The sequence below is a fragment of the Escherichia sp. GZ89 genome (assembly GCF_019366485.1).
Classification (GTDB): Bacteria; Pseudomonadota; Gammaproteobacteria; order Enterobacterales; family Enterobacteriaceae; genus Escherichia; species Escherichia fergusonii.
On record NZ_JAEOHX010000004.1, the window covers coordinates 68,704 to 90,996 of the forward strand.

The following is a 22,293-nucleotide window of genomic DNA, read 5'->3' on the forward strand; positions in this document are numbered from 1 at the left end:
TATTGAGCATTGCGTAAAAAAAATATCACTGGATACATTATGGTACCCTCAACATTTTCTCGTTTGAAAGCCGCGCGTTGTCTGCCTGTTGTTCTGGCAGCCCTGATTTTCGCCGGTTGTGGCACCCATACTCCCGATCAGTCCACTGCTTATATGCAGGGAACGGCGCAGGCTGATTCTGCCTTTTACCTGCAACAGATGCAGCAAAGCTCTGATGATACCAGGATCAACTGGCAATTACTCGCCATTCGTGCACTGGTGAAAGAAGGTAAAACCGGGCAGGCGGTGGAGCTGTTTAACCAACTACCGCAAGAACTGAACGATTCTCAGCGTCGCGAGAAAACACTGCTGGCGGCAGAGATTAAACTGGCGCAGAAAGATTTTGCTGGCGCGCAAAACTTGCTGGCTAAAATGACACCTGCCGATTTAGAACAAAACCAGCAGGCGCGTTACTGGCAGGCAAAAATCGATGCCAGTCAGGGGCGTCCTTCCATTGATTTACTGCGCGCGTTAATTGCTCAGGAACCCCTGCTCGGTGCAAAAGAAAAACAGAAAAATATCGACGCCACCTGGCAAGCGCTCTCCTCCATGACGCAGGATCAGGCGAATACGCTGGTGATCAACGCCGACGAAAATATTCTGCAAGGCTGGCTGGATCTGCAGCGTGTCTGGTTTGATAACCGTAACGATCCCGACATGATGAAAGCCGGGATTGCCGACTGGCAGAAACGTTATCCGCACAATCCGGGCGCGAAAATGCTGCCAACGCAGTTGGTAAACGTAAAAGCATTTAAACCCGCGTCAACCAATAGAATAGCCCTGTTGATTCCACTCAATGGTCAGGCTGCGGTATTTGGTCGCACTATTCAGCAAGGCTTTGAAGCGGCGAAAAATATCGGCACTCAGCCAGTAGCGGCTCCGGTAGCTGCCGCAGACGTAGCAGAACAACCTCAGCCGCAAACCGTAGACGGCGTTGCCAGCCCGGCACAAGCCTCAGTTAGCGATCTGACTGGTGAACAGCCTGCGGCACAGCCAGTGCCTGTAAGCACCCCGGCAGCAACCACCGCAGCGGTAAGCGCGCCAGCGAATCCATCCGCAGAACTGAAAATCTACGATACCTCATCACAACCGCTTAGCCAGATCTTAAGCCAGGTCCAGCAGGATGGCGCGAGCATTGTGGTCGGTCCGCTGCTGAAAAATAACGTTGAAGAGTTGCTTAAGAGCAACACTCCACTGAACGTGCTGGCACTGAATCAGCCGGAAAATATCGAAAACCGCGCCAATATCTGTTACTTCGCGCTGTCGCCAGAAGATGAAGCGCGCGATGCGGCGCGTCATATTCGTGACCAGGGTAAACAAGCGCCGCTGGTGCTGATCCCACGCAGTTCGTTGGGCGATCGCGTAGCTAATGCGTTTGCGCAGGAGTGGCAGAAACTGGGCGGCGGCACGGTTTTACAGCAGAAATTTGGTTCCACCAATGAATTACGCGCGGGCGTGAATGGTGGTTCAGGGATTGCGTTAACGGGTAGTCCGGTAGCCACCAGCATGACTGTCGATTCTGGCGCGGCAACGGGTAACCCAACCCTGCAAACGACACCCACCGACGCTCAATTCACTAACAATGGCGGTCGTGTCGATGCGGTCTACATTGTGGCAACGCCGGGCGAAATCGCCTTTATCAAACCGATGATCGCCATGCGTAACGGCAGTCACAGCGGTGCGACGCTGTACGCCAGTTCCCGTAGCGCACAAGGCACCGCTGGCCCGGATTTCCGACTGGAGATGGAAGGTCTGCAGTACAGCGAAATCCCGATGCTGGCAGGCGGTAATCTGCCGTTAATGCAGCAGGCACTCAGCGCGGTGAATAACGATTATTCACTGGCTCGCATGTATGCGATGGGCGTCGATGCCTGGTCGCTGGCAAATCATTTCTCACAAATGCGCCAGGTTCAGGGTTTTGAAATCAACGGCAATACCGGCAGCCTGACGGCGAACCCGGATTGCGTGATTAACAGGAAGTTATCATGGCTACAGTACCAACAAGGTCAGGTAGTCCCCGCCAGTTAACCACTAAACAAACCGGCGATGCGTGGGAAGTACAAGCGCGTCGCTGGCTGGAAGGCAAAGGACTGCGGTTTGTCGCCGCTAACGTGAACGAGCGTGGCGGCGAGATCGATCTGATAATGCGTGAAGGCCAGACCACCGTTTTTGTCGAGGTGCGTTACCGCCGATCTGCCCTTTACGGCGGTGCGGCGGCCAGTGTGACCCGCAGCAAACAACACAAATTATTACAGACTGCCCGCTTGTGGCTCGCGCGTCATAATGGGAGTTTTGATACTGTGGATTGCCGGTTCGATGTGGTAGCCTTCACCGGGAATGAGGTTGAGTGGATTAAGGATGCCTTTAATGACCACTCATAATTAAGGTTTAAGGATTAGCGTGCAAGAAAGAATTAAAGCTTGCTTCACTGAAAGCATTCAAACTCAAATTGCGGCGGCAGAGGCGCTTCCGGATGCCATCTCCCGTGCAGCCATGACGCTGGTTCAGTCTCTGCTCAATGGCAACAAAATCCTCTGTTGTGGTAATGGAACTTCCGCTGCCAATGCACAGCATTTTGCTGCCAGCATGATCAACCGTTTCGAAACGGAGCGGCCCAGCTTACCTGCCATTGCACTAAATACTGATAATGTTGTCTTAACGGCGATTGCCAACGATCGTTTGCATGATGAAGTGTATGCAAAACAAGTGCGGGCGCTGGGTCATGCGGGAGATGTGTTATTAGCCATTTCCACCCGTGGCAACAGCCGCGATATTGTTAAAGCAGTTGAAGCCGCCGTTACGCGTGATATGACCATTGTGGCATTGACCGGTTATGACGGCGGCGAACTTGCAGGTTTGTTAGGGCCACAGGACGTGGAAATCCGCATTCCTTCGCATCGTAGTGCTCGCATTCAGGAAATGCATATGCTGACGGTAAATTGCCTGTGCGATCTGATCGATAACACGCTTTTCCCTCACCAGGATGATTAAGGAGAATACATGAAGGCATTATCGCCAATCGCAGTCCTTCTTTCCGCGCTGCTGTTGCAAGGTTGTGTTGCCGCTGCCGTAGTGGGTACCGCTGCTGTGGGTACCAAAGCCGCAACTGACCCACGCAGTGTCGGCACCCAGGTGGACGATGGGACCCTGGAAGTGCGCGTAAACAGTGCATTGTCGAAAGACGAACAGATTAAGAAAGAAACCCGTATTAATGTCACGGCATATCAGGGCAAAGTGCTGTTGGTAGGGCAGTCACCAAACTCTGAACTTTCGGCTCGCGCTAAACAAATTGCGATGGGCGTAGACGGTGCCAACGAAGTGTATAACGAGATTCGTCAGGGCCAGCCGATTGGTCTGGGCGAAGCGTCTAACGATACGTGGATCACCACCAAAGTGCGTTCGCAGCTCTTAACCAGCGATCTGGTGAAATCGTCCAACGTGAAAGTGACCACCGAAAACGGTGAAGTGTTCCTGATGGGGCTGGTGACTGAACGTGAAGCGAAAGCGGCGGCAGATATTGCCAGCCGGGTGAGCGGCGTGAAGCGGGTAACCACGGCGTTTACGTTTATTAAATAGCTTGCCTGATGCGACGCTTGCCGCGTCTTATCAGACCTGTGCAAGGGTAAACATAAGGCGTTCACACCGCATCAGACATAAACAAAGCGCACTTTATCAACGATCCAAAAGGGAGCTTTCGCTCCCTTTATTTATTGGTCCGGTTACGCTCTACGCATCAACAACCACAAGCTGATTAAGAAGAAGCTGGCGCTTGGCAGCAACGCGCCGATAATCGGCGGGATGCCATAAACCAGCGTCAATGGACCGAAGATCTGGTCCAGTACATAGAAGACAAAACCGAAGCTGATACCGGTGACCACGCGCACGCCCATCGGTACACTACGCAGTGGGCCGAAGATAAACGACAATGCCATCAGCATCATCACCGCCACAGAAAGCGGCTGGAAGATTTTGCTCCACATATTGAGCTGATAACGTCCGGCGTCCTGACCGCTCGACTTCAGATACTTCACGTAGTTGTGCAAACCACTGATGGAGAGTGCATCCGGGTCCAGCGCCACCACGCCCAGTTTGTCCGGCGTGAGGTTGGTTTTCCAGGTACCGCTCACGGTCTGTGAGCCGGTGATCTGTTTTGGATTGGTCAGGTCAGATTCATCAACCTGCGACAGACGCCAGACTTTGTTGTCAGGATCAAACGTCGCAGAAGCGGCATAACGAATAGATTGCAGGCGACGCTGATCGTTAAAGGCATAAATGCTAATACCGCCTAACTCTTTTTCACCTTTAACACGTTCGATATAGACAAAGTTTTTGCCGTCTTTCGCCCAAAGACCTTCCTGAGTAGACAGCAGCGATCCGCCGTACATCGCCTGCGCACGGTAGTTACGTGCCATCTGCTCACCTTGCGGTGCGACCCATTCACCAATCGCCATAGTCAGTAATACCAGCGGTATCGCGGTTTTCATTACCGACAACGCGACTTGCATACGGGTGAAGCCAGAAGCCTGCATCACCACCAGCTCGCTGCGCTGCGCCAGCATCCCCAGCCCCAACAATGCGCCCAGCAGGGCCGCCATCGGGAAGAAGATCTGGATATCTTTCGGCACGCTAAGCAGGGTATACATTCCTGCGCCTAACGCATCGTAGCTCCCCTGCCCGGCCTTTTTCAGCTGATCAACAAACTTGATAATGCCCGACAGCGACACCAGCATGAACAGCGTCATCATGATGGTGGTGAAAATGGTTTTACCGATATAGCGGTCAAGTACACCAAAAGGTTGCATCACACCGCTCCTTTACGCGTAAAACTGGCACGCAGACGGCGTACTGGCACCGTATCCCAAAGGTTAAGAGCAATCGCCAGGGCCAGATAAATCAGGTTAACGGTCCACATCCATAGCGTCGGATCCAGCTTGCCCTTGCCGCCATTAGATTTCAGCGAAGTTTGGATCAGGAAGAACAGCAGATACAACAGCATCGCTGGCAACATTGATAACACACGCCCCTGACGCGGGTTTACCACACTCAGCGGCACAACCATCAACGCCATCATAAACACGGTGAATATCAACGTAAGCCGCCAGTTCAGTTCCGCGCGGGCACGATCACTGTCCGTGTTCCACAGCGTGGTCATGTCCATTTGATCAGTATCGTTTGGATCTAACGCCACTGCCTGGTGACCAATAATCGCCTGGTAATCCTGGAAGTCGGTAATGCGGAAATCGCGCAGTAATGCCGTACCTTCGAAGCGCGTACCCTGATTGAGGGTAACGACCTGAGAGCCGTCACGTAGTTGAGTTAAATGTCCGGAATCCGCTACGACTACAGAAGGGCGCGCGTTGCCTTTCGGGCGAATCTGCGCCAGAAAAACATCTTTGAAATCGCTACCGTCAACGCTTTCAATAAACAAAACAGCACTGCCGTTCGTCGCCTGTTGGAATTGCCCTTGCGCCAGAGCTGCCATTCCGGGATTGGCTTTGGCTTCTGCGAGAACTTCATCCTGATGTCGGGACGACCATGGGCCAGCCCACATCACGTTGATTGCCGCAACGATGCCAGTAAATAACGCCAGGATCATTGCAGCTTTAACCAGCACGCCTTTGCTCAGTCCACAGGCATGCATTACCGTTATTTCACTTTCGGTATAAAGTTTGCCCAGCGTCATCAGCAGCCCAAGGAACAGACTGAGAGGCAAAATGAGCTGCGCCATTTCGGGCACGCCTAATCCCAGCAGGGAAAGCACCAGATTTGCCGGAATGTCGCCATCAACCGCCGCGCCGAGGATCCTCACTAACTTTTGACAAAAGAAGATCAAAAGCAAGATGAAGAGTATCGCCAGCTGGCTTTTGAGCGTCTCCCGCACCAGATATCTTATGATTATCACTTTTAATACGCCCGTAAAAACCCGTCTTTTGTACGAATTTAGCTTGTTTCATGGCTTAAACGTCATTTATTCTCTTGAGTCGTCGAAATCATCGCTAAGATATTTATACTCAGCGGATTGCGCTCGCAGAATTTATTCTGACGTGCCAGTACCGTAATAACGTTAAGATTAACACGAAGTCACCGCAACAGCGGATATGAGTTACGAAAGCTTGCAATTCTATCCGTAGCCACTGCTGTTGTCTTTAAGATTCAGGAGCGTAGTGCATGGAGTTTAGTGTAAAAAGCGGTAGCCCGGAGAAACAGCGGAGTGCCTGCATCGTCGTGGGCGTCTTCGAACCACGTCGCCTTTCTCCGATTGCAGAACAGCTCGATAAAATCAGCGATGGGTACATCAGCGCCCTGCTACGTCGGGGCGAACTGGAAGGAAAACCGGGGCAGACACTGTTGCTGCACCATGTTCCAAATGTACTTTCCGAGCGAATTCTCCTCATCGGTTGCGGTAAAGAACGTGAACTCGATGAGCGCCAGTACAAACAAGTCATTCAGAAAACCATTAACACGCTGAATGATACTGGCTCAATGGAAGCGGTCTGTTTCCTGACCGAACTGCACGTTAAAGGCCGCAACAACTACTGGAAAGTGCGTCAGGCTGTCGAGACGGCAAAAGAGACGCTCTACAGTTTCGATCAGCTGAAAACGAACAAGAGCGAGCCGCGTCGTCCGCTGCGTAAGATGGTCTTCAACGTGCCGACCCGCCGTGAACTGACCAGCGGCGAGCGCGCGATCCAGCACGGTCTGGCGATTGCCGCCGGGATTAAAGCAGCGAAAGATCTCGGCAATATGCCGCCGAATATTTGTAATGCCGCTTACCTCGCCTCTCAGGCGCGCCAGTTGGCTGACAGCTACAGCAAGAATGTCATTACCCGCGTTATCGGCGAACAGCAGATGAAAGAGCTGGGGATGCATTCCTATCTGGCGGTTGGTCAGGGTTCGCAAAACGAATCGCTGATGTCGGTGATTGAGTACAAAGGCAACGCGTCGGAAGATGCACGCCCAATCGTGCTGGTGGGTAAAGGTTTGACCTTCGACTCCGGCGGTATCTCCATCAAGCCTTCAGAAGGCATGGATGAGATGAAGTACGATATGTGCGGTGCGGCGGCGGTTTACGGCGTGATGCGTATGGTCGCAGAGCTGCAACTGCCGATTAACGTTATCGGCGTGCTGGCAGGCTGCGAAAACATGCCTGGCGGACGTGCCTATCGTCCGGGCGATGTGTTAACCACCATGTCCGGTCAAACCGTTGAAGTGCTGAACACCGACGCCGAAGGCCGTCTGGTACTGTGCGACGTGTTAACTTACGTTGAGCGTTTTGAGCCGGAAGCGGTTATTGACGTGGCGACGTTGACTGGTGCCTGCGTGATCGCGCTAGGCCATCACATTACCGGTCTGATGGCGAACCATAACCCACTGGCCCATGAGCTGATTGCCGCGTCTGAACAATCCGGTGACCGCGCATGGCGTTTACCGCTGGGTGACGAGTATCAGGAACAACTGGAGTCCAATTTTGCCGATATGGCGAACATTGGCGGTCGTCCTGGTGGAGCGATTACCGCAGGTTGCTTCCTGTCGCGCTTTACCCGTAAGTACAACTGGGCACACCTGGATATCGCCGGTACCGCCTGGCGTTCTGGTAAGGCGAAAGGCGCAACCGGTCGCCCGGTGGCGTTGCTGGCACAGTTCCTGCTCAACCGCGCCGGGTATAACGGCGAAGAGTAGGTTTGCGTTTTACCCTCACCCTAACCCTCTCCCTAAGGGAGAGGGAACCGATCGAGTGCAATAGAAATTCATTGCTCATCTTTCAGGGTGAGGAATGCAGCAATATTTAAATCCACCACAAGAAGCCCCATATATGAAAAACGCAACGTTCTACCTTCTGGACAATGACACAACCGTCGATGGCTTAAGCGCCGTTGAGCAGCTGGTGTGTGAAATTGCCGCAGAACGTTGGCGCAGCGGTAAGCGCGTGCTCATCGCCTGTGAAGATGAAAAGCAGGCTTACCGGCTGGATGAAGCCCTGTGGGCGCGTCCGGCAGAAAGCTTTGTTCCGCATAATTTAGCGGGAGAAGGACCGCGCGGCGGTGCGCCGGTGGAGATCGCCTGGCCGCAAAAGCGTAGCAGCAGCCCGCGCGATATATTGATTAGTCTGCGAACAAGCTTTGCAGATTTTGCCACCGCTTTCACAGAAGTGGTAGACTTCGTTCCTTATGAAGATTCTCTGAAACAACTGGCGCGCGAACGCTATAAAGCCTACCGCGTGGCTGGTTTCAACCTGAATACGGCAACCTGGAAATAATGGAAAAGACATACAACCCACAAGATATCGAACAGCCGCTTTACGAGCACTGGGAAAAGCAGGGCTACTTTAAGCCTAATGGCGATGAAAGCCAGGAAAGTTTCTGCATCATGATCCCGCCGCCGAACGTCACCGGCAGTTTGCATATGGGTCACGCCTTCCAGCAAACCATCATGGATACCATGATCCGCTATCAGCGCATGCAGGGCAAAAACACCCTGTGGCAGGTCGGTACTGACCACGCCGGGATCGCTACCCAGATGGTCGTTGAGCGCAAGATTGCCGCAGAAGAAGGTAAAACCCGTCACGACTACGGCCGCGAAGCTTTCATCGACAAAATCTGGGAATGGAAAGCGGAATCCGGCGGCACCATTACCCGTCAGATGCGTCGTCTCGGTAACTCCGTCGACTGGGAGCGTGAACGCTTCACGATGGACGAAGGCCTGTCCAATGCGGTGAAAGAAGTTTTCGTTCGTCTGTATAAAGAAGACCTGATTTACCGTGGCAAACGCCTGGTAAACTGGGACCCGAAACTGCGCACCGCTATCTCCGACCTGGAAGTGGAAAACCGCGAATCGAAAGGTTCGATGTGGCACATCCGCTATCCGCTGGCTGATGGCGCGAAAACCGCAGACGGTAAAGATTATCTGGTGGTTGCGACTACCCGTCCGGAAACCCTGCTGGGCGATACCGGCGTGGCCGTTAACCCGGAAGATCCGCGTTACAAAGATCTGATTGGCAAATATGTCATTCTGCCGCTGGTTAACCGTCGTATTCCAATCGTTGGCGACGAACACGCCGACATGGAAAAAGGCACCGGCTGCGTGAAGATCACCCCAGCGCACGACTTTAACGACTATGAAGTCGGTAAACGTCACGCCCTGCCGATGATCAACATCCTGACCTTTGACGGCGATATCCGTGAAAGCGCCCAGGTGTTCGATACCAAAGGTAACGAATCTGACGTTTATTCCAGCGAGATCCCAGCAGAGTTCCAGAAACTGGAGCGTTTTGCTGCGCGTAAAGCGGTCGTTGCCGCGGTTGACGCACTCGGCCTGCTGGAAGAAATTAAACCGCACGACCTGACCGTTCCTTACGGCGACCGTGGCGGCGTGGTTATCGAACCGATGCTGACCGACCAGTGGTACGTACGTGCCGACGTACTGGCGAAACCGGCGGTTGAAGCGGTTGAGAACGGCGACATTCAGTTCGTACCGAAGCAGTACGAAAACATGTACTTCTCCTGGATGCGCGATATTCAGGACTGGTGTATCTCTCGTCAGCTGTGGTGGGGTCACCGTATCCCGGCATGGTATGACGACGCGGGTAACGTTTATGTTGGCCGCAACGAAGACGAAGTGCGTAAAGAAAATAACCTCGGTGCTGATGTTGCCCTGCGTCAGGACGAAGACGTTCTCGACACCTGGTTCTCCTCCGCGCTGTGGACCTTCTCCACGCTCGGCTGGCCGGAAAACACCGACGCACTGCGCCAGTTCCACCCAACCAGCGTGATGGTATCCGGCTTCGACATCATCTTCTTCTGGATTGCCCGCATGATCATGATGACCATGCACTTCATCAAAGATGAAAATGGCAAACCTCAGGTGCCGTTCCACACCGTTTACATGACCGGCCTGATTCGTGATGACGAAGGCCAGAAGATGTCTAAATCCAAGGGTAACGTTATTGACCCGCTGGATATGGTTGACGGTATTTCACTGCCAGAACTGCTGGAAAAACGTACCGGCAATATGATGCAGCCGCAGCTGGCGGATAAAATCCGTAAGCGCACCGAGAAGCAGTTCCCGAACGGCATTGAGCCGCACGGTACTGACGCGCTGCGCTTCACTCTGGCGGCGCTGGCCTCTACCGGTCGTGACATCAACTGGGATATGAAGCGTCTGGAAGGTTACCGTAACTTCTGTAACAAGCTGTGGAACGCCAGCCGCTTTGTGCTGATGAACACAGAAGGTCAGGATTGTGGCTTCAACGGCGGCGAAATGACGCTGTCGCTGGCGGACCGCTGGATTCTGGCGGAGTTCAACCAGACCATCAAAGCGTACCGCGAAGCGCTGGACAGCTTCCGCTTCGATATCGCCGCAGGCATTCTGTATGAGTTCACCTGGAACCAGTTCTGTGACTGGTATCTGGAGCTGACCAAGCCGGTAATGAACGGTGGCACCGAAGCCGAACTGCGCGGTACTCGCCATACGCTGGTAACCGTGCTGGAAGGTCTGCTGCGCCTGGCGCATCCGATCATTCCGTTCATCACCGAAACCATCTGGCAGCGTGTGAAAGTACTTTGCGGTATCACTGCTGACACCATCATGCTGCAGCCGTTCCCGCAGTACGATGCGTCTCAGGTTGATGAAGCGGCGCTGGCTGACACCGAGTGGCTGAAGCAGGCGATCGTTGCGGTACGTAACATCCGTGCAGAAATGAACATCGCACCGGGTAAACCGCTGGAGCTGCTGCTGCGTGGTTGCAGCGCGGATGCAGAACGTCGCGTAAATGAAAACCGTGGCTTCCTGCAAACGCTGGCGCGTCTGGAAAGCATCACCGTGCTGCCTGCCGATGACAAAGGTCCGGTTTCTGTTACTAAGATCGTCGATGGTGCAGAACTGCTGATCCCGATGGCAGGCCTCATTAACAAAGAAGATGAGCTGGCGCGTCTGGCAAAAGAAGTGGCGAAGATCGAAGGCGAAATTAGCCGCATCGAGAACAAACTGGCGAACGAAGGCTTTGTAGCGCGCGCACCAGAAGCGGTCATCGCGAAAGAGCGTGAGAAGCTTGAAGGTTATGCGGAAGCGAAAGCGAAACTGATTGAACAGCAGGCTGTGATCGCTGCGCTGTAATTTCTCAGCCAGTCAGAAAGACAAAAGCCGAAGCACACGCTTCGGCTTTTTTACGCACTTAGATAAATGGAGTGACAGGTAAAGCACCGCGTGCGATAACAGCAAAAGCACCGGTATCAACCTGATCATCATGATCAGCCAGGGTAATCTCATCAAGATCGCCAATCACGAACGAGTTATTCGCCATAAAGCGCAGATAACGCATTTTCATCCATGGATAAGCCAGCCCCAGGGTTATCAACGATACGAAAAATACTGCCATGAACTGCAACACCATGGCATGAAAACTGATTGTCGACTGGAAGCGAATTTTCCCATCAGCCAGGCTAAGTGTATTCATGAAATGGTTACGCATGGACATCCAGATATAAGCTGCAGCAACCAAAGCCCCCAGCAGATAAACAAAATACCCTGTCAGAATACCCATCACAGCATCAGACGAGATTCCGCTCGATAAAGAACGGCTAAAGATAAGACCAAACATTGAGGAGGACATGATATAAAACATCACCGCAGCGAATGGAATCATGATGCATATCGCGATCAAAAATGCCTTCACACAAAACATTCTGTTCGCTTCGCTATTGAAACGATGAATACCAAAGCTGGCATTATTTCCGATAAACTGCATCCAACGGGAGTACAGGACGCCATTCATAACCGCCCCCATAAACATTGAAAGGACAATTATTGTACCTAATTTGAAAATCAATCCCTCAAGTGAATTTGCTGGTAAAAATGCGAAAATCATCAACACTATAAATTGTGCAATGATTAACACTATTGGCAATCCAGCAATTACTCGCCACCCCTCACCCATGGAACCACGGAATGCAAATCGAACATTATTCAGTGACGTCATTATGGCTTGATATTGCAGACTTTTTACAATAAAAAATGGGATTACCATTAATAACATGATGAATATTACCACTGAGACAATTTCAGAAGAAACACTCGCGATAAATGCCACCAATAAATATAACAACGTCATTAACATTCAGCTAATAATTAACGCACCACCCGTTGCGTGATAATTAAACCTGACCCCATGCAACTCTGTATTTTCATAAATATAACGGCGACAACGAACCATTGCCCATGGTGCGTAAATCCCCAACGTAATAACTGACAAGAATAAATTCACCAGGCAAATAATAAAATAACTAGCGCCCTCGCCATGAAAGGTAAATGGATGGCGTAATTTATCCTTGTGATGAATAACATCACTCATTATATTTGTATCCTTTAAATTAATTGACAATCTGAATAAAAAAACAATTCCTTGCCCGAACACAATACCCCAGAAATAGCGATTATCACAATCCAATTAAATCAATTGCGATAGGGAAAAAAGAGTGATATTAATCAATATTATGGTTTAGCATTTTATATTGAGAATTATCATGAGTTCAAAAGTTGTGCAATCCATTAACCTGCGACGGATATCCGCTGAGGATAACGCAGCCATCGCCCACGTTATCCGCCAGGTATCTGCAGAATATGGTCTGACAGCGGACAAAGGCTATACCGTGGCAGATCCTAATCTCGATGAGCTATATCAGGTTTACAGCCAGCCAGGCCATGCTTACTGGGTGGTGGATTACAATGGCGAAGTAGTCGGCGGTGGCGGGATTGCACCATTAACAAGTAGTGACTCGGATATTTGCGAATTACAAAAGATGTATTTTCTTTCTGCTATTCGCGGCAAAGGTCTGGCAAAAAAACTTGCTTTAATGGCGATGGATCACGCGCGGGAGATGGGCTTCAAACGCTGTTACCTGGAGACAACGGCTTTTCTGACAGAAGCAATTGCTCTGTATGAGCATTTAGGCTTTCAACATATCGACTACGCACTTGGCTGCACGGGACATGTCGACTGTGAAGTACGGATGCTACGTGATCTCTAAAAAAAATGCCCGACAGTGTGAGCTATCGGGCATTTCAATCCATTAATTAGTGGCGAACACCGTCATCGTCATCGTCGATGTACTCTTCATCGTCGCCATCTTCACCATTTGGATCTTCAAAGTAGGTGCCCCAACCGTCGTACTCGACGTCGAATTTCTCCGCCAGCGTCATCAGTTGTTCCACCTGAGCATCAATCAGGTCGGCATTCAGGGCGCATTCGCTGAGGATGTCGCAGCAAATCACCACATCACCATCTTCTACTTCCAGTTCTTCCGGATCGGTGACTTCGTATCCGAGTTTAAACGCCTCTACCGCTGCTTTCTCCAGCGTTTCAAGGTCGTCTGCGGAAAGATGGTGCTCAATGGTGTACAGCGCATCTGGATCGCTGCCATCTTCCAGTAATTCTTCAATAATCAGACGCGTCTCTTCACGCTGCTCTTCCAGTAGTTCCAGGTTTGCCATGGCTCTTTCCTCTTAATGTCCTGCCGATACTCTTATTGTCACACACCCCTGACAATGCCTCCACCTTTGTCACAAAGTTTTATTTATCAAGCTTGCAAATGAATAATCATTCATATAGATTGAATTTTAATTCATCAAAGGCGTATGCCATGGGAGGGAAGTATGTCCAGTTTTTATCAGAAGCATTTTTTGAAGTTACTCGATTTTACCTCTTCAGAACTCACTACCCTGCTGCAACTTGCCGCAACACTAAAATCCGCGAAGAAAAACGGCACTGAAGAAGCCAAATTAACGGGTAAAAATATCGCGCTCATCTTCGAAAAAGACTCGACTCGTACACGATGCTCTTTCGAAGTTGCCGCATATGATCAAGGGGCACGTGTCACTTATCTCGGTTCAAGCGGTAGCCAGATCGGGCATAAAGAATCGATTAAAGATACGGCTCGTGTTCTTGGTCGGATGTACGATGGGATTCAGTATCGCGGCTACGGTCAGGAAATTGTCGAAACACTGGCTGAATATGCGGGAGTACCTGTGTGGAATGGCCTGACGGATGAGTTTCACCCGACACAGCTGCTGGCAGATCTCCTCACGATGCAGGAACATCTGCCAGGTAAAGCGTTCAATGAAATGACGCTGGTATACGCCGGAGATGCTCGTAACAACATGGGGAACTCAATGCTGGAAGCTGCGGCGTTGACCGGGCTGGATCTGCGTTTAGTCGCGCCAAAAGCCTGCTGGCCGGAAGCATCGCTGGTCGCCGAATGCAGTGCTTTGGCACAAAAACACGGGGGTAAAATCACCTTGACGGAAGATATCGCCTCTGGGGTTAAAGGCGCAGACTTTATCTATACCGATGTCTGGGTATCTATGGGTGAGCCCAAAGAGAAATGGGCGGAGCGTATTGCCCTGCTGCGTGACTACCAGGTGAATAGCAAAATGATGGCCCTGACCGGTAATTCGCAGGTTAAGTTCCTCCACTGTCTGCCTGCATTTCATGATGATCAAACCACGCTGGGTAAAAAAATGGCCGCAGAATTTGGTCTGTATGGTGGAATGGAAGTCACCGATGAAGTCTTTGAATCTCCGGCAAGTATTGTCTTTGACCAGGCAGAAAACCGGATGCACACCATAAAAGCTATTATGGTCGCTACTTTAGCAAAATAACATTTTGCCGGGCGGCGGCATTGGTCGCCCCCGGCAGTGATCACTTACGCTTTTAATAGCTTAACTACTGCTTTCCGTACCTGAGCGGGAGCTCCCACCGCACAAAGCGGTTTGTGAACTTCGCCAGGATAGAAAACGACAAAATCCCCTTCATTAAGAATCACTGTTTTTTCATCGATTCCCTGCGCGATAAAAGCAATATCTTTATCTGCCAGCCAGTCAGTCTCTGGTGCGCCTGCTGGTTGCGTGCTAAATGTCATCCCTTCCTGACCTTTCAACACAATCTGGATATCGAGATAACGAGCATGATACTCAGCACGACGCAGTTCACCTGGTTCAGTCGTATCCTCAGAAATCAGATAAAACAGACGGTCGCCGTCAATAGCGTGCTTACCTTTTGCTGTCTCATCGCTGACATGTGATTTGATGTACTCAATTGCTTCGCGAAGTTCTTCCGGCAGCCAGGATTGTAAGTGATGGATGTTGCCAACAATCATAATATCTTCCTTTATTAAAACAGTGTTTCACTTCTTTCCTTATACGAAAAAAAGCCACCTCTCACCACAGCAAAATCATCAGGTTTTGCCCTTGCGCATGTTTATTGCTGGAGATGTTGTACTGATGTTAAGCATGAGTAATTTTGTATGCAATTTTGCTGCATAAATCTTATAACTTAGCTATGTGTTTTGGTCCTAATACCTTGTTATTGCATACGTTAAAAGAAAACTCTCAGTCAGATCACAGTTCATTTTCTTAGCTTTTAATGTCCGTGCTGTCATAGTTATCCCGTGAAAATCTTGCTGTGAAAAATAATCACCTTATCCTTTCGCATAGATATGCAATAAATATTAAAATATACATAAATATCAATGCGTTATACTCAAACACATTTCCTCAAAATAAAACAATCAATTAACAACGAAGAATAACTCTGCGTATATTTGCGTATTAATGCATTATCGTATTTTGTCTTTTTATCATTTATCCGAACCGCATCAAATATTATTAACTTCGATTGTTAATATCCCCGCTGGTGTGAAAGTCGTCACATTTCCTGGAAGAAATAAACTGAATCATTGCATCTGAAAATTACTGAACAGACCTGACTACAAGCATTTAATTTGTTTGCAGCCATCTCCTCTTTATTTTTGAAAAAGTGTTAAAGGAATAATGATGGAAAAGCATTATGTTGGTTCTGAAATTGGACAACTACGCAGCGTTATGTTGCATCGCCCAAATCTCAGTCTGAAACGTCTAACACCATCCAATTGCCAGGAGTTGTTATTTGACGATGTATTGTCCGTTGAGCGGGCAGGTGAAGAGCATGATATTTTCGCCAACACGCTGCGCCAGCAAGGGATAGAAGTTCTTTTACTCACTGATTTACTAACACAAACATTAGATATCACGGAAGCCAAAAACTGGTTACTGGAAACGCAAATCTCAGATTACCGACTCGGCCCTACGTTTGCTACTGACGTTCGCGCCTGGCTTGCAGAGATGTCACACCGGGACCTTGCTCGTCATTTAAGTGGTGGGCTGACTTATGGTGAAATTCCCGCCTCAATTAAAAATATGGTGGTTGATACCCACGATATTAATGATTTCATTATGAAGCCGTTACCGAATCATTTATTTACGCGTGATACCTCATGTTGGATTTATAACGGTGTATCTATTAATCCAATGGCAAAACCTGCTCGCCAACGTGAAACCAATAATCTACGCGCTATTTATCGCTGGCATCCACAATTTGCTGGCGGCGAATTTATTAAATATTTCGGCGACGAGAATATTAATTATGACCACGCCACGTTAGAAGGTGGTGATGTGCTGGTGATTGGTCGGGGGGCCGTGTTGATCGGCATGTCTGAACGCACCACGCCACAAGGAATCGAGTTTCTTGCTCAGGCATTGTTTAAACATCGTCAGGCTGAACGGGTGATCGCTGTTGAACTGCCTAAACACCGCTCCTGTATGCATCTTGACACCGTTATGACTCATATCGATATCGACACCTTCTCGGTTTATCCCGAAGTTGTGCGCCCGGATGTTAATTGCTGGACGCTAACGCCTGACGGTCACGGCGGCCTGAAACGTACTCAAGAAAGCACACTCCTCCATGCTATCGAAAAAGCCATCGGTATTGACCAGGTACGTTTAATCACCACGGGTGGTGATGCCTTTGAGGCAGAACGCGAACAGTGGAATGACGCTAACAATGTGCTCACGCTTCGGCCGGGCGTGGTAGTGGGCTACGAGCGCAACATCTGGACTAACGAAAAATATGACAAAGCAGGCATCACTGTTTTACCCATCCCCGGTGATGAATTAGGCCGCGGACGTGGCGGCGCACGTTGCATGAGCTGCCCTTTGCATCGTGACGGTATCTAAGGAAGACATCATGGAAAACAAACCAACACTGGTTATCGCTCTCGGCGGTAATGCCCTGCTTAAACGAGGCGAACCACTCGAAGCAGAAATCCAACGTAAAAATATCGATCTTGCGGCTAAAACTATCGCCCAACTGACTCAACACTGGCGGGTTGTACTGGTTCACGGGAATGGCCCACAAGTTGGACTTCTGGCACTTCAAAACAGCGCCTATGCCCATGTCGCTCCCTATCCACTCGACATTCTGGGGGCCGAAAGCCAGGGGATGATCGGCTACATGCTACAACAGGCGCTGAAAAATCAACTACCACAACGTGAGATCAGCGTGTTGCTGACGCAGGTTGAAGTGGATGCCAACGATCCTGCCTTCAATACCCCAACTAAGTACATCGGCCCAATTTATGACCATGCTCAGTCTCAGGTACTACAGGCAGAAAAAGGCTGGATTTTCAAAGCAGATGGCCACTCTTTCCGCCGGGTCGTACCTTCTCCACAGCCTAAACGCATCGTCGAGCAGGATGCCATCCAGACACTGATCGCCCACGATCATCTGGTGATCTGTAATGGTGGCGGTGGTGTTCCAGTGGTTGAAAAAGCCGATGGATACCATGGGATTGAAGCGGTGATCGACAAAGACCTTTCAGCCGCGCTACTGGCAAGTCAGATCCATGCTGACGCCTTGTTGATCCTCACTGATGCGGACGCAGTATATCTCGACTGGGGCAAGCCAACCCAACGCCCGCTGGCCCAGGTCACGCCGGAATTACTCAACGAAATGCAATTTGATGCCGGGTCTATGGGGCCGAAAGTCACCGCCTGCGCAAAGTTTGTTAGTCAGTGCCAGGGCATTGCGGGGATCGGCTCTCTTGCAGATGGTCCGGAAATTCTCGCCGGAGACAAAGGCACTCTTATTCGCCTTGATACCACCCATAACCACGCTTGATCTATTTTTATAAGGACATACCCATGGATACTTCACTGAAAAACCGTAATTTTCTTAAGCTGCTTGATTACACCCCTGCAGAGATTCAATACCTGATTGATTTGGCTATCAATCTTAAAGCCGCCAAGAAATCTGGAAACGAAAAACAAACGCTGGTCGGTAAAAACATTGCGTTGATTTTTGAAAAATCCTCTACCCGTACCCGCTGTGCCTTTGAAGTCGCGGCCTTTGATCAAGGTGCGCAGGTGACTTACATCGGCCCCAGCGGCTCACAAATCGGCCATAAAGAATCAATGAAAGATACCGCTCGCGTACTCGGACGCATGTATGACGGTATTGAGTATCGCGGTTATGGTCAGAATATCGTTGAAGAATTAGGTGAGTTCGCTGGTGTTCCGGTATGGAACGGACTGACCAATGAATTTCACCCGACACAGATCCTCGCGGATTTAATGACCATGCTGGAGCATGCGCCAGGCAAAACGCTGCCAGAGCTGAGCTTTGCCTATCTTGGTGATGCCCGAAATAACATGGGGAACTCGCTGATGGTTGGTGCTGCAAAAATGGGGATGGATATCCGTCTGGTGGCACCAAAATCTTTCTGGCCTGATGAAGCGCTGGTAACACAATGCCGTGAGATCGCCAGCGTGACTGGGGCGAGAATCACCCTGACAGAGGATGTGGAAGAAGGCGTATACGACGTTGATTTTCTCTATACGGATGTTTGGGTTTCTATGGGAGAGCCAAAAGAAGCCTGGGCAGAACGAGTGAGTCTGATGACACCTTATCAGATCAATCAACAGGTGATTACTGCCACGCGTAACCCTGAAGTTAAATTTATGCACTGCCTGCCCGCCTTCCATAATGAGCACACCACAGTAGGGCGCGAGATCGAGATGGCCTACGGCCTCAAAGGACTGGAAGTTACTGAAGAGGTTTTTGAATCTGCCCACTCCATTGTTTTCGATGAAGCAGAAAACCGGATGCACACCATTAAAGCGGTGATGGTAGCAACTCTCGGCGACTAACCCTGACGGGCATACGTCGACGAGTGGCGTATGCCCGTGATTATGGAGATCACATTATGGGTAAATTCAAATTTCCCACCGCTTATACCATCTTGTTCGTGCTGATTGCGTTAGTTGCGGCAATGACCTGGGTTGTACCTGCGGGAAAATATCAGATGGTGACAAATGCCGCACTGGGAAAGGAAGTTCCTGTTGCAGGCACTTACGCACCTGTTGAGGCACAACCACAGGGTATTACTGCTGTCCTGTTAGCGCCCATCGACGGCTTGTACAACCATCAAACCTACACTGCGGGAGCGATTGATGTCGCGCTGTTTGTCCTGATCATCGGTGGATTTTTGGGAGTAGTAAATAAAACCGGGGCAATAGATGCCGGTATCGAACGAGTGACAACTCACCTTAATGGTCGGGAAGAGTGGATGATTCCGATCCTGATGGCGCTCTTCGCTGCTGGCGGTACAATTTATGGGATGGCGGAAGAATCACTCCCCTTCTACACGTTGCTGGTACCCGTCATGATGGCTGCCCGCTTTGATCCTCTGGTCGCTGCCGCCACCGTGTTATTGGGATCGGGCATTGGCACGCTGGGCTCAACCATTAACCCATTTGCTACCGTCATTGCTGCCAACGCCGCCGGGATCCCCTTTACTCAGGGCATTTTGCTGCGTGTTATTTTGCTGTTAGTAGGCTACGTGATTTGTGTTTACTGGGTTATGCGTTATGCCCGCAAAGTTCGCAATAGCCCGGAAAGCTCTATCGTGGCGGATAAGATGGCTGAAAACCAGGCGCATTTTCTGGGAAATCGTTCAGAAACGATGCTGGAATTTACCCCCACGCGCAAAGCAATCCTGATACTTTTTGCTGCATCCTTTGCCTTTATGATTTACGGCGTAGCGGTACTGGGTTGGTGGATGGCGGAAATCTCTGCTGTCTTTTTGGCAGCTGCGGTTATCGTGGGTGTCATTGCCCGCATGGGCGAAGAAACCTTCACCAGCACCTTTATTGACGGCGCGCGGGATCTCCTTGGTGTGGCACTGATTATCGGCATCGCCCGCGGTATTGTGGTCGTGATGGATAACGGCATGATTACGCACACAATTCTGCACAGTGCGGAGAATCTGGTCTCAGGGCTTTCCACCACTGTTTTCATCAACGTGACCTATTGGCTGGAAGTATGGCTCTCTTTTCTGGTTCCCTCATCTTCCGGCCTTGCAGTGTTAACGATGCCAATAATGGCTCCACTCGCTGATTTTGCTCATGTACAACGCGATCTGGTGGTAACCGCTTATCAGTCCGCTTCCGGGGTGGTTAATTTAATTACGCCAACCTCTGCGGTAGTGATGGGCGGTCTGGCGATTGCCCGTGTTCCCTGGGTCCGTTATCTGAAATGGGTCGCACCGCTACTGCTGATTCTCACGATGTTGAATATGATTGTGCTGAGTATCGCCGCGATGATTTAACGCGACAGGCCGCTTATCAAAGCGGCCTTCAAATCTGGTGTAGTGATAAATGAGCCACTCTCACATTTTAAAATGTGAAAAATATCATCAGGACATTGATATTAATAATAAATAAAAGGTGCACTATGAAGGAATACGATGATTACTCCGCCAAAGAAAAGAAGCAACTGGCGGTCTGTCAGCGCCTGATTACCGAAAAAAGTTATCTTTCGCAGGAGGAAATCCGCCGCGATTTGCAAAACCATGGCTTTGACAGTATCAGTCAGTCAACCGTTTCACGACTACTGAAATTGCTGGGAGTCATAAAAATTAGAAATACAAAAGGACAAAAAATTTATTCGGTGAATCCTCAATTACTTCCCACACCTGACGCAGGTCGATCCGTCGCTGAAATGGTCCTGAGTGTTGAGCATAATGGTGAATTTATCCTTATCCATACCGTCGCCGGATATGGTCGGGCAGTAGCGCGAATCCTTGATTTCCATGCTTTGCCAGAAATTCTTGGCGTGATTGCTGGCAGCAATATCGTTTGGGTCGCACCACGTGTGGTGAAGCGCACAGCCCTGGTGCACAAGCAGATTAATTATTTATTAAAATTGAATATTTACTCATGATAACCGTTTGCCTTGCTTTATAACTGCATCATCTTCTTGATCCTCTCTGAGAGCTGAGTATAATGCCGGGCAATTTGCCGGGAGGAAATATGGCTCAGTGTGTTCGACAATTTGTCTTACCGCGTCTGAAAAAGGGCGCAGGCCTGCCGTTTTTCTTTCCGTTGATCATCCAAACAAAGCCCCTCAATTGAGGGGCTTTTTTTTGCCCAGGCGTCAGGAGATAAAAATGGCTAATCCGCTATATCAAAAACATATCATTTCCATAAACGACCTTAGTCGAGATGAACTTAATCTGGTACTGGCGACAGCGGCGAAATTAAAAGCAAATCCACAACCAGAGTTGTTGAAGCATAAGGTGATTGCCAGCTGCTTCTTCGAAGCCTCAACCCGTACCCGTCTCTCTTTTGAAACCTCAATGCACCGCCTGGGCGCCAGCGTGGTGGGCTTCTCTGACAGCGCGAATACCTCGCTTGGCAAAAAGGGCGAAACGCTGGCAGATACCATTTCGGTAATTAGTACCTACGTTGATGCGATTGTTATGCGCCATCCGCAGGAAGGGGCTGCACGCCTTGCGACTGAGTTTTCCGGCAATGTACCGGTGCTGAATGCCGGTGATGGATCCAACCAACACCCGACGCAAACCTTGCTGGACTTGTTCACCATTCAGGAAACCCAGGGGCGTCTGGACAATCTGCACATTGCGATGGTCGGTGACCTCAAATATGGCCGCACCGTTCACTCCCTGACCCAGGCGTTAGCGAAGTTCGACGGCAACCGTTTTTACTTCATCGCGCCGGACGCGCTGGCAATGCCGCAATATATTCTGGATATGCTCGATGAAAAAGGGATCGCCTGGAGTCTGCACAGCTCCATTGAAGAAGTGATGGCGGAAGTGGACATTCTGTACATGACCCGAGTGCAAAAAGAGCGCCTGGACCCGTCCGAGTACGCCAACGTGAAAGCGCAGTTTGTTCTTCGCGCCAGCGATCTCCACAACGCCAAAACCAATATGAAAGTGCTGCATCCGCTACCGCGTGTCGATGAGATTGCCACCGATGTTGATAAAACGCCGCACGCCTGGTACTTCCAGCAAGCAGGCAACGGGATTTTCGCTCGCCAGGCGTTACTGGCACTGGTTCTGAATCGCGATCTGGTACTGTAAG

General features: G+C 50.2%; 21 protein-coding genes and 1 pseudogene. 16 read left to right on the top strand and 6 right to left on the bottom strand.

Features of this window, described 5'->3' with window-relative positions:
- The first annotated feature begins 39 nt into the window (after positions 1 to 39).
- The 4 genes from lpoA to dolP are packed head-to-tail and all read left to right on the top strand — an operon-like array spanning position 40 to position 3,615.
- Positions 40 to 2,067: a penicillin-binding protein activator LpoA gene (gene lpoA, locus K0335_RS08640; RefSeq protein ID WP_104919912.1), complete on the top strand. Its 2,028-nt coding sequence runs from the start codon at positions 40 to 42 to the stop codon at positions 2,065 to 2,067.
- Positions 2,025 to 2,420 (top strand): YraN family protein, encoded by a 396-nt coding sequence (locus K0335_RS08645; protein WP_000246848.1) that lies wholly within the window; start codon positions 2,025 to 2,027, stop codon positions 2,418 to 2,420. The genes lpoA and K0335_RS08645 overlap by 43 nt, the downstream gene beginning before the upstream one ends.
- 19 nt (positions 2,421 to 2,439) lie before the next feature.
- Positions 2,440 to 3,030 (top strand): DnaA initiator-associating protein DiaA, encoded by a 591-nt coding sequence (gene diaA, locus K0335_RS08650; protein ID WP_001158034.1) that lies wholly within the window; start codon positions 2,440 to 2,442, stop codon positions 3,028 to 3,030.
- Between the two features lie 9 nt (positions 3,031 to 3,039).
- Positions 3,040 to 3,615: a division/outer membrane stress-associated lipid-binding lipoprotein gene (dolP, locus tag K0335_RS08655; RefSeq protein WP_000646051.1), complete on the top strand. Its 576-nt coding sequence runs from the start codon at positions 3,040 to 3,042 to the stop codon at positions 3,613 to 3,615.
- A 143-nt stretch (positions 3,616 to 3,758) separates the two neighbouring features.
- Here the strand turns inward: dolP and lptG are convergent, their stop codons facing one another.
- From lptG to K0335_RS08670, 3 genes are all read right to left on the bottom strand, one after another.
- Positions 3,759 to 4,841 carry an LPS export ABC transporter permease LptG gene (lptG, locus tag K0335_RS08660; protein WP_002431714.1) on the bottom strand — a complete coding sequence of 361 codons (1,083 nt, stop codon included), beginning with the start codon at positions 4,839 to 4,841 and terminating at the stop codon, positions 3,759 to 3,761.
- Complete coding sequence (gene lptF / locus K0335_RS08665; protein WP_000584139.1) at positions 4,841 to 5,941, bottom strand: LPS export ABC transporter permease LptF; 1,101 nt, start codon at positions 5,939 to 5,941, stop codon at positions 4,841 to 4,843. The genes lptG and lptF overlap by 1 nt, the downstream gene beginning before the upstream one ends.
- A 62-nt stretch (positions 5,942 to 6,003) precedes the next feature.
- The gene (locus K0335_RS08670; protein ID WP_212734113.1) at positions 6,004 to 6,054 is read right to left on the bottom strand and encodes a hypothetical protein; all 51 of its coding nucleotides are present in this window, start codon (positions 6,052 to 6,054) and stop codon (positions 6,004 to 6,006) included.
- Between the two features lie 153 nt (positions 6,055 to 6,207).
- Between K0335_RS08670 and pepA the strand changes: the two genes are divergently transcribed.
- From pepA to valS, 3 genes are all read left to right on the top strand, one after another.
- Positions 6,208 to 7,719 carry a leucyl aminopeptidase gene (gene pepA / locus K0335_RS08675; RefSeq protein WP_046076408.1) on the top strand — a complete coding sequence of 504 codons (1,512 nt, stop codon included), beginning with the start codon at positions 6,208 to 6,210 and terminating at the stop codon, positions 7,717 to 7,719.
- 133 nt (positions 7,720 to 7,852) lie between these two features.
- Positions 7,853 to 8,296, top strand: coding sequence for a DNA polymerase III subunit chi (gene holC, locus K0335_RS08680; RefSeq protein WP_000786399.1), 444 nt, complete (start codon positions 7,853 to 7,855; stop codon positions 8,294 to 8,296).
- The gene (gene valS, locus K0335_RS08685) at positions 8,296 to 11,151 is read left to right on the top strand and encodes a valine--tRNA ligase (RefSeq protein ID WP_046082035.1); all 2,856 of its coding nucleotides are present in this window, start codon (positions 8,296 to 8,298) and stop codon (positions 11,149 to 11,151) included. The genes holC and valS overlap by 1 nt, the downstream gene beginning before the upstream one ends.
- Before the next feature lie 58 nt (positions 11,152 to 11,209).
- Here valS and K0335_RS08690 read toward each other — a convergent pair.
- Positions 11,210 to 12,385: pseudogene (locus K0335_RS08690) on the bottom strand (YjgN family protein).
- A gap of 172 nt (positions 12,386 to 12,557) precedes the next feature.
- On the opposite strand from K0335_RS08690, the gene K0335_RS08695 reads away from it, so the two are divergent.
- Complete coding sequence (locus K0335_RS08695) at positions 12,558 to 13,061, top strand: GNAT family N-acetyltransferase (RefSeq protein ID WP_000096223.1); 504 nt, start codon at positions 12,558 to 12,560, stop codon at positions 13,059 to 13,061.
- Positions 13,062 to 13,107: 46 nt separating this feature from the next.
- On the opposite strand, the gene rraB is transcribed toward K0335_RS08695, so the two are convergent.
- Entirely contained in the window at positions 13,108 to 13,524 is a 417-nt protein-coding gene (gene rraB / locus K0335_RS08700; RefSeq protein WP_104919910.1) for a ribonuclease E inhibitor RraB, read from the bottom strand.
- A 162-nt stretch (positions 13,525 to 13,686) separates the two neighbouring features.
- Between rraB and argF (K0335_RS08705) the strand changes: the two genes are divergently transcribed.
- Positions 13,687 to 14,691, top strand: coding sequence for an ornithine carbamoyltransferase (argF, locus tag K0335_RS08705; protein ID WP_000094241.1), 1,005 nt, complete (start codon positions 13,687 to 13,689; stop codon positions 14,689 to 14,691).
- A gap of 44 nt (positions 14,692 to 14,735) precedes the next feature.
- Here the strand turns inward: argF (K0335_RS08705) and K0335_RS08710 are convergent, their stop codons facing one another.
- Positions 14,736 to 15,188, bottom strand: a complete 453-nt coding sequence (locus tag K0335_RS08710) for a YhcH/YjgK/YiaL family protein (protein ID WP_000635213.1) — start codon at positions 15,186 to 15,188, stop codon at positions 14,736 to 14,738.
- A 676-nt stretch (positions 15,189 to 15,864) separates the two neighbouring features.
- Here K0335_RS08710 and arcA point away from each other — a divergent pair.
- From arcA to pyrB, 7 genes are all read left to right on the top strand, one after another.
- Positions 15,865 to 17,085 carry an arginine deiminase gene (arcA, locus tag K0335_RS08715; RefSeq protein WP_046083064.1) on the top strand — a complete coding sequence of 407 codons (1,221 nt, stop codon included), beginning with the start codon at positions 15,865 to 15,867 and terminating at the stop codon, positions 17,083 to 17,085.
- A 10-nt stretch (positions 17,086 to 17,095) separates the two neighbouring features.
- Positions 17,096 to 18,028: a carbamate kinase gene (arcC, locus tag K0335_RS08720; RefSeq protein WP_104919909.1), complete on the top strand. Its 933-nt coding sequence runs from the start codon at positions 17,096 to 17,098 to the stop codon at positions 18,026 to 18,028.
- Positions 18,029 to 18,051: 23 nt separating this feature from the next.
- Entirely contained in the window at positions 18,052 to 19,056 is a 1,005-nt protein-coding gene (argF, locus tag K0335_RS08725; protein ID WP_160193819.1) for an ornithine carbamoyltransferase, read from the top strand.
- A 56-nt stretch (positions 19,057 to 19,112) separates the two neighbouring features.
- Positions 19,113 to 20,516: a YfcC family protein gene (locus K0335_RS08730; RefSeq protein WP_104919907.1), complete on the top strand. Its 1,404-nt coding sequence runs from the start codon at positions 19,113 to 19,115 to the stop codon at positions 20,514 to 20,516.
- A 125-nt stretch (positions 20,517 to 20,641) separates the two neighbouring features.
- Entirely contained in the window at positions 20,642 to 21,130 is a 489-nt protein-coding gene (locus tag K0335_RS08735; protein WP_000666045.1) for an arginine repressor, read from the top strand.
- Positions 21,131 to 21,219: 89 nt separating this feature from the next.
- Positions 21,220 to 21,321, top strand: a complete 102-nt coding sequence (gene pyrL / locus K0335_RS08740; protein ID WP_032243432.1) for a pyr operon leader peptide — start codon at positions 21,220 to 21,222, stop codon at positions 21,319 to 21,321.
- 35 nt (positions 21,322 to 21,356) lie between these two features.
- On the top strand, positions 21,357 to 22,292 hold the full coding sequence (pyrB, locus tag K0335_RS08745) for an aspartate carbamoyltransferase (protein WP_000013065.1): 936 nt from the start codon (positions 21,357 to 21,359) through the stop codon (positions 22,290 to 22,292).
- The last annotated feature ends 1 nt before the right edge of the window (position 22,293 follow it).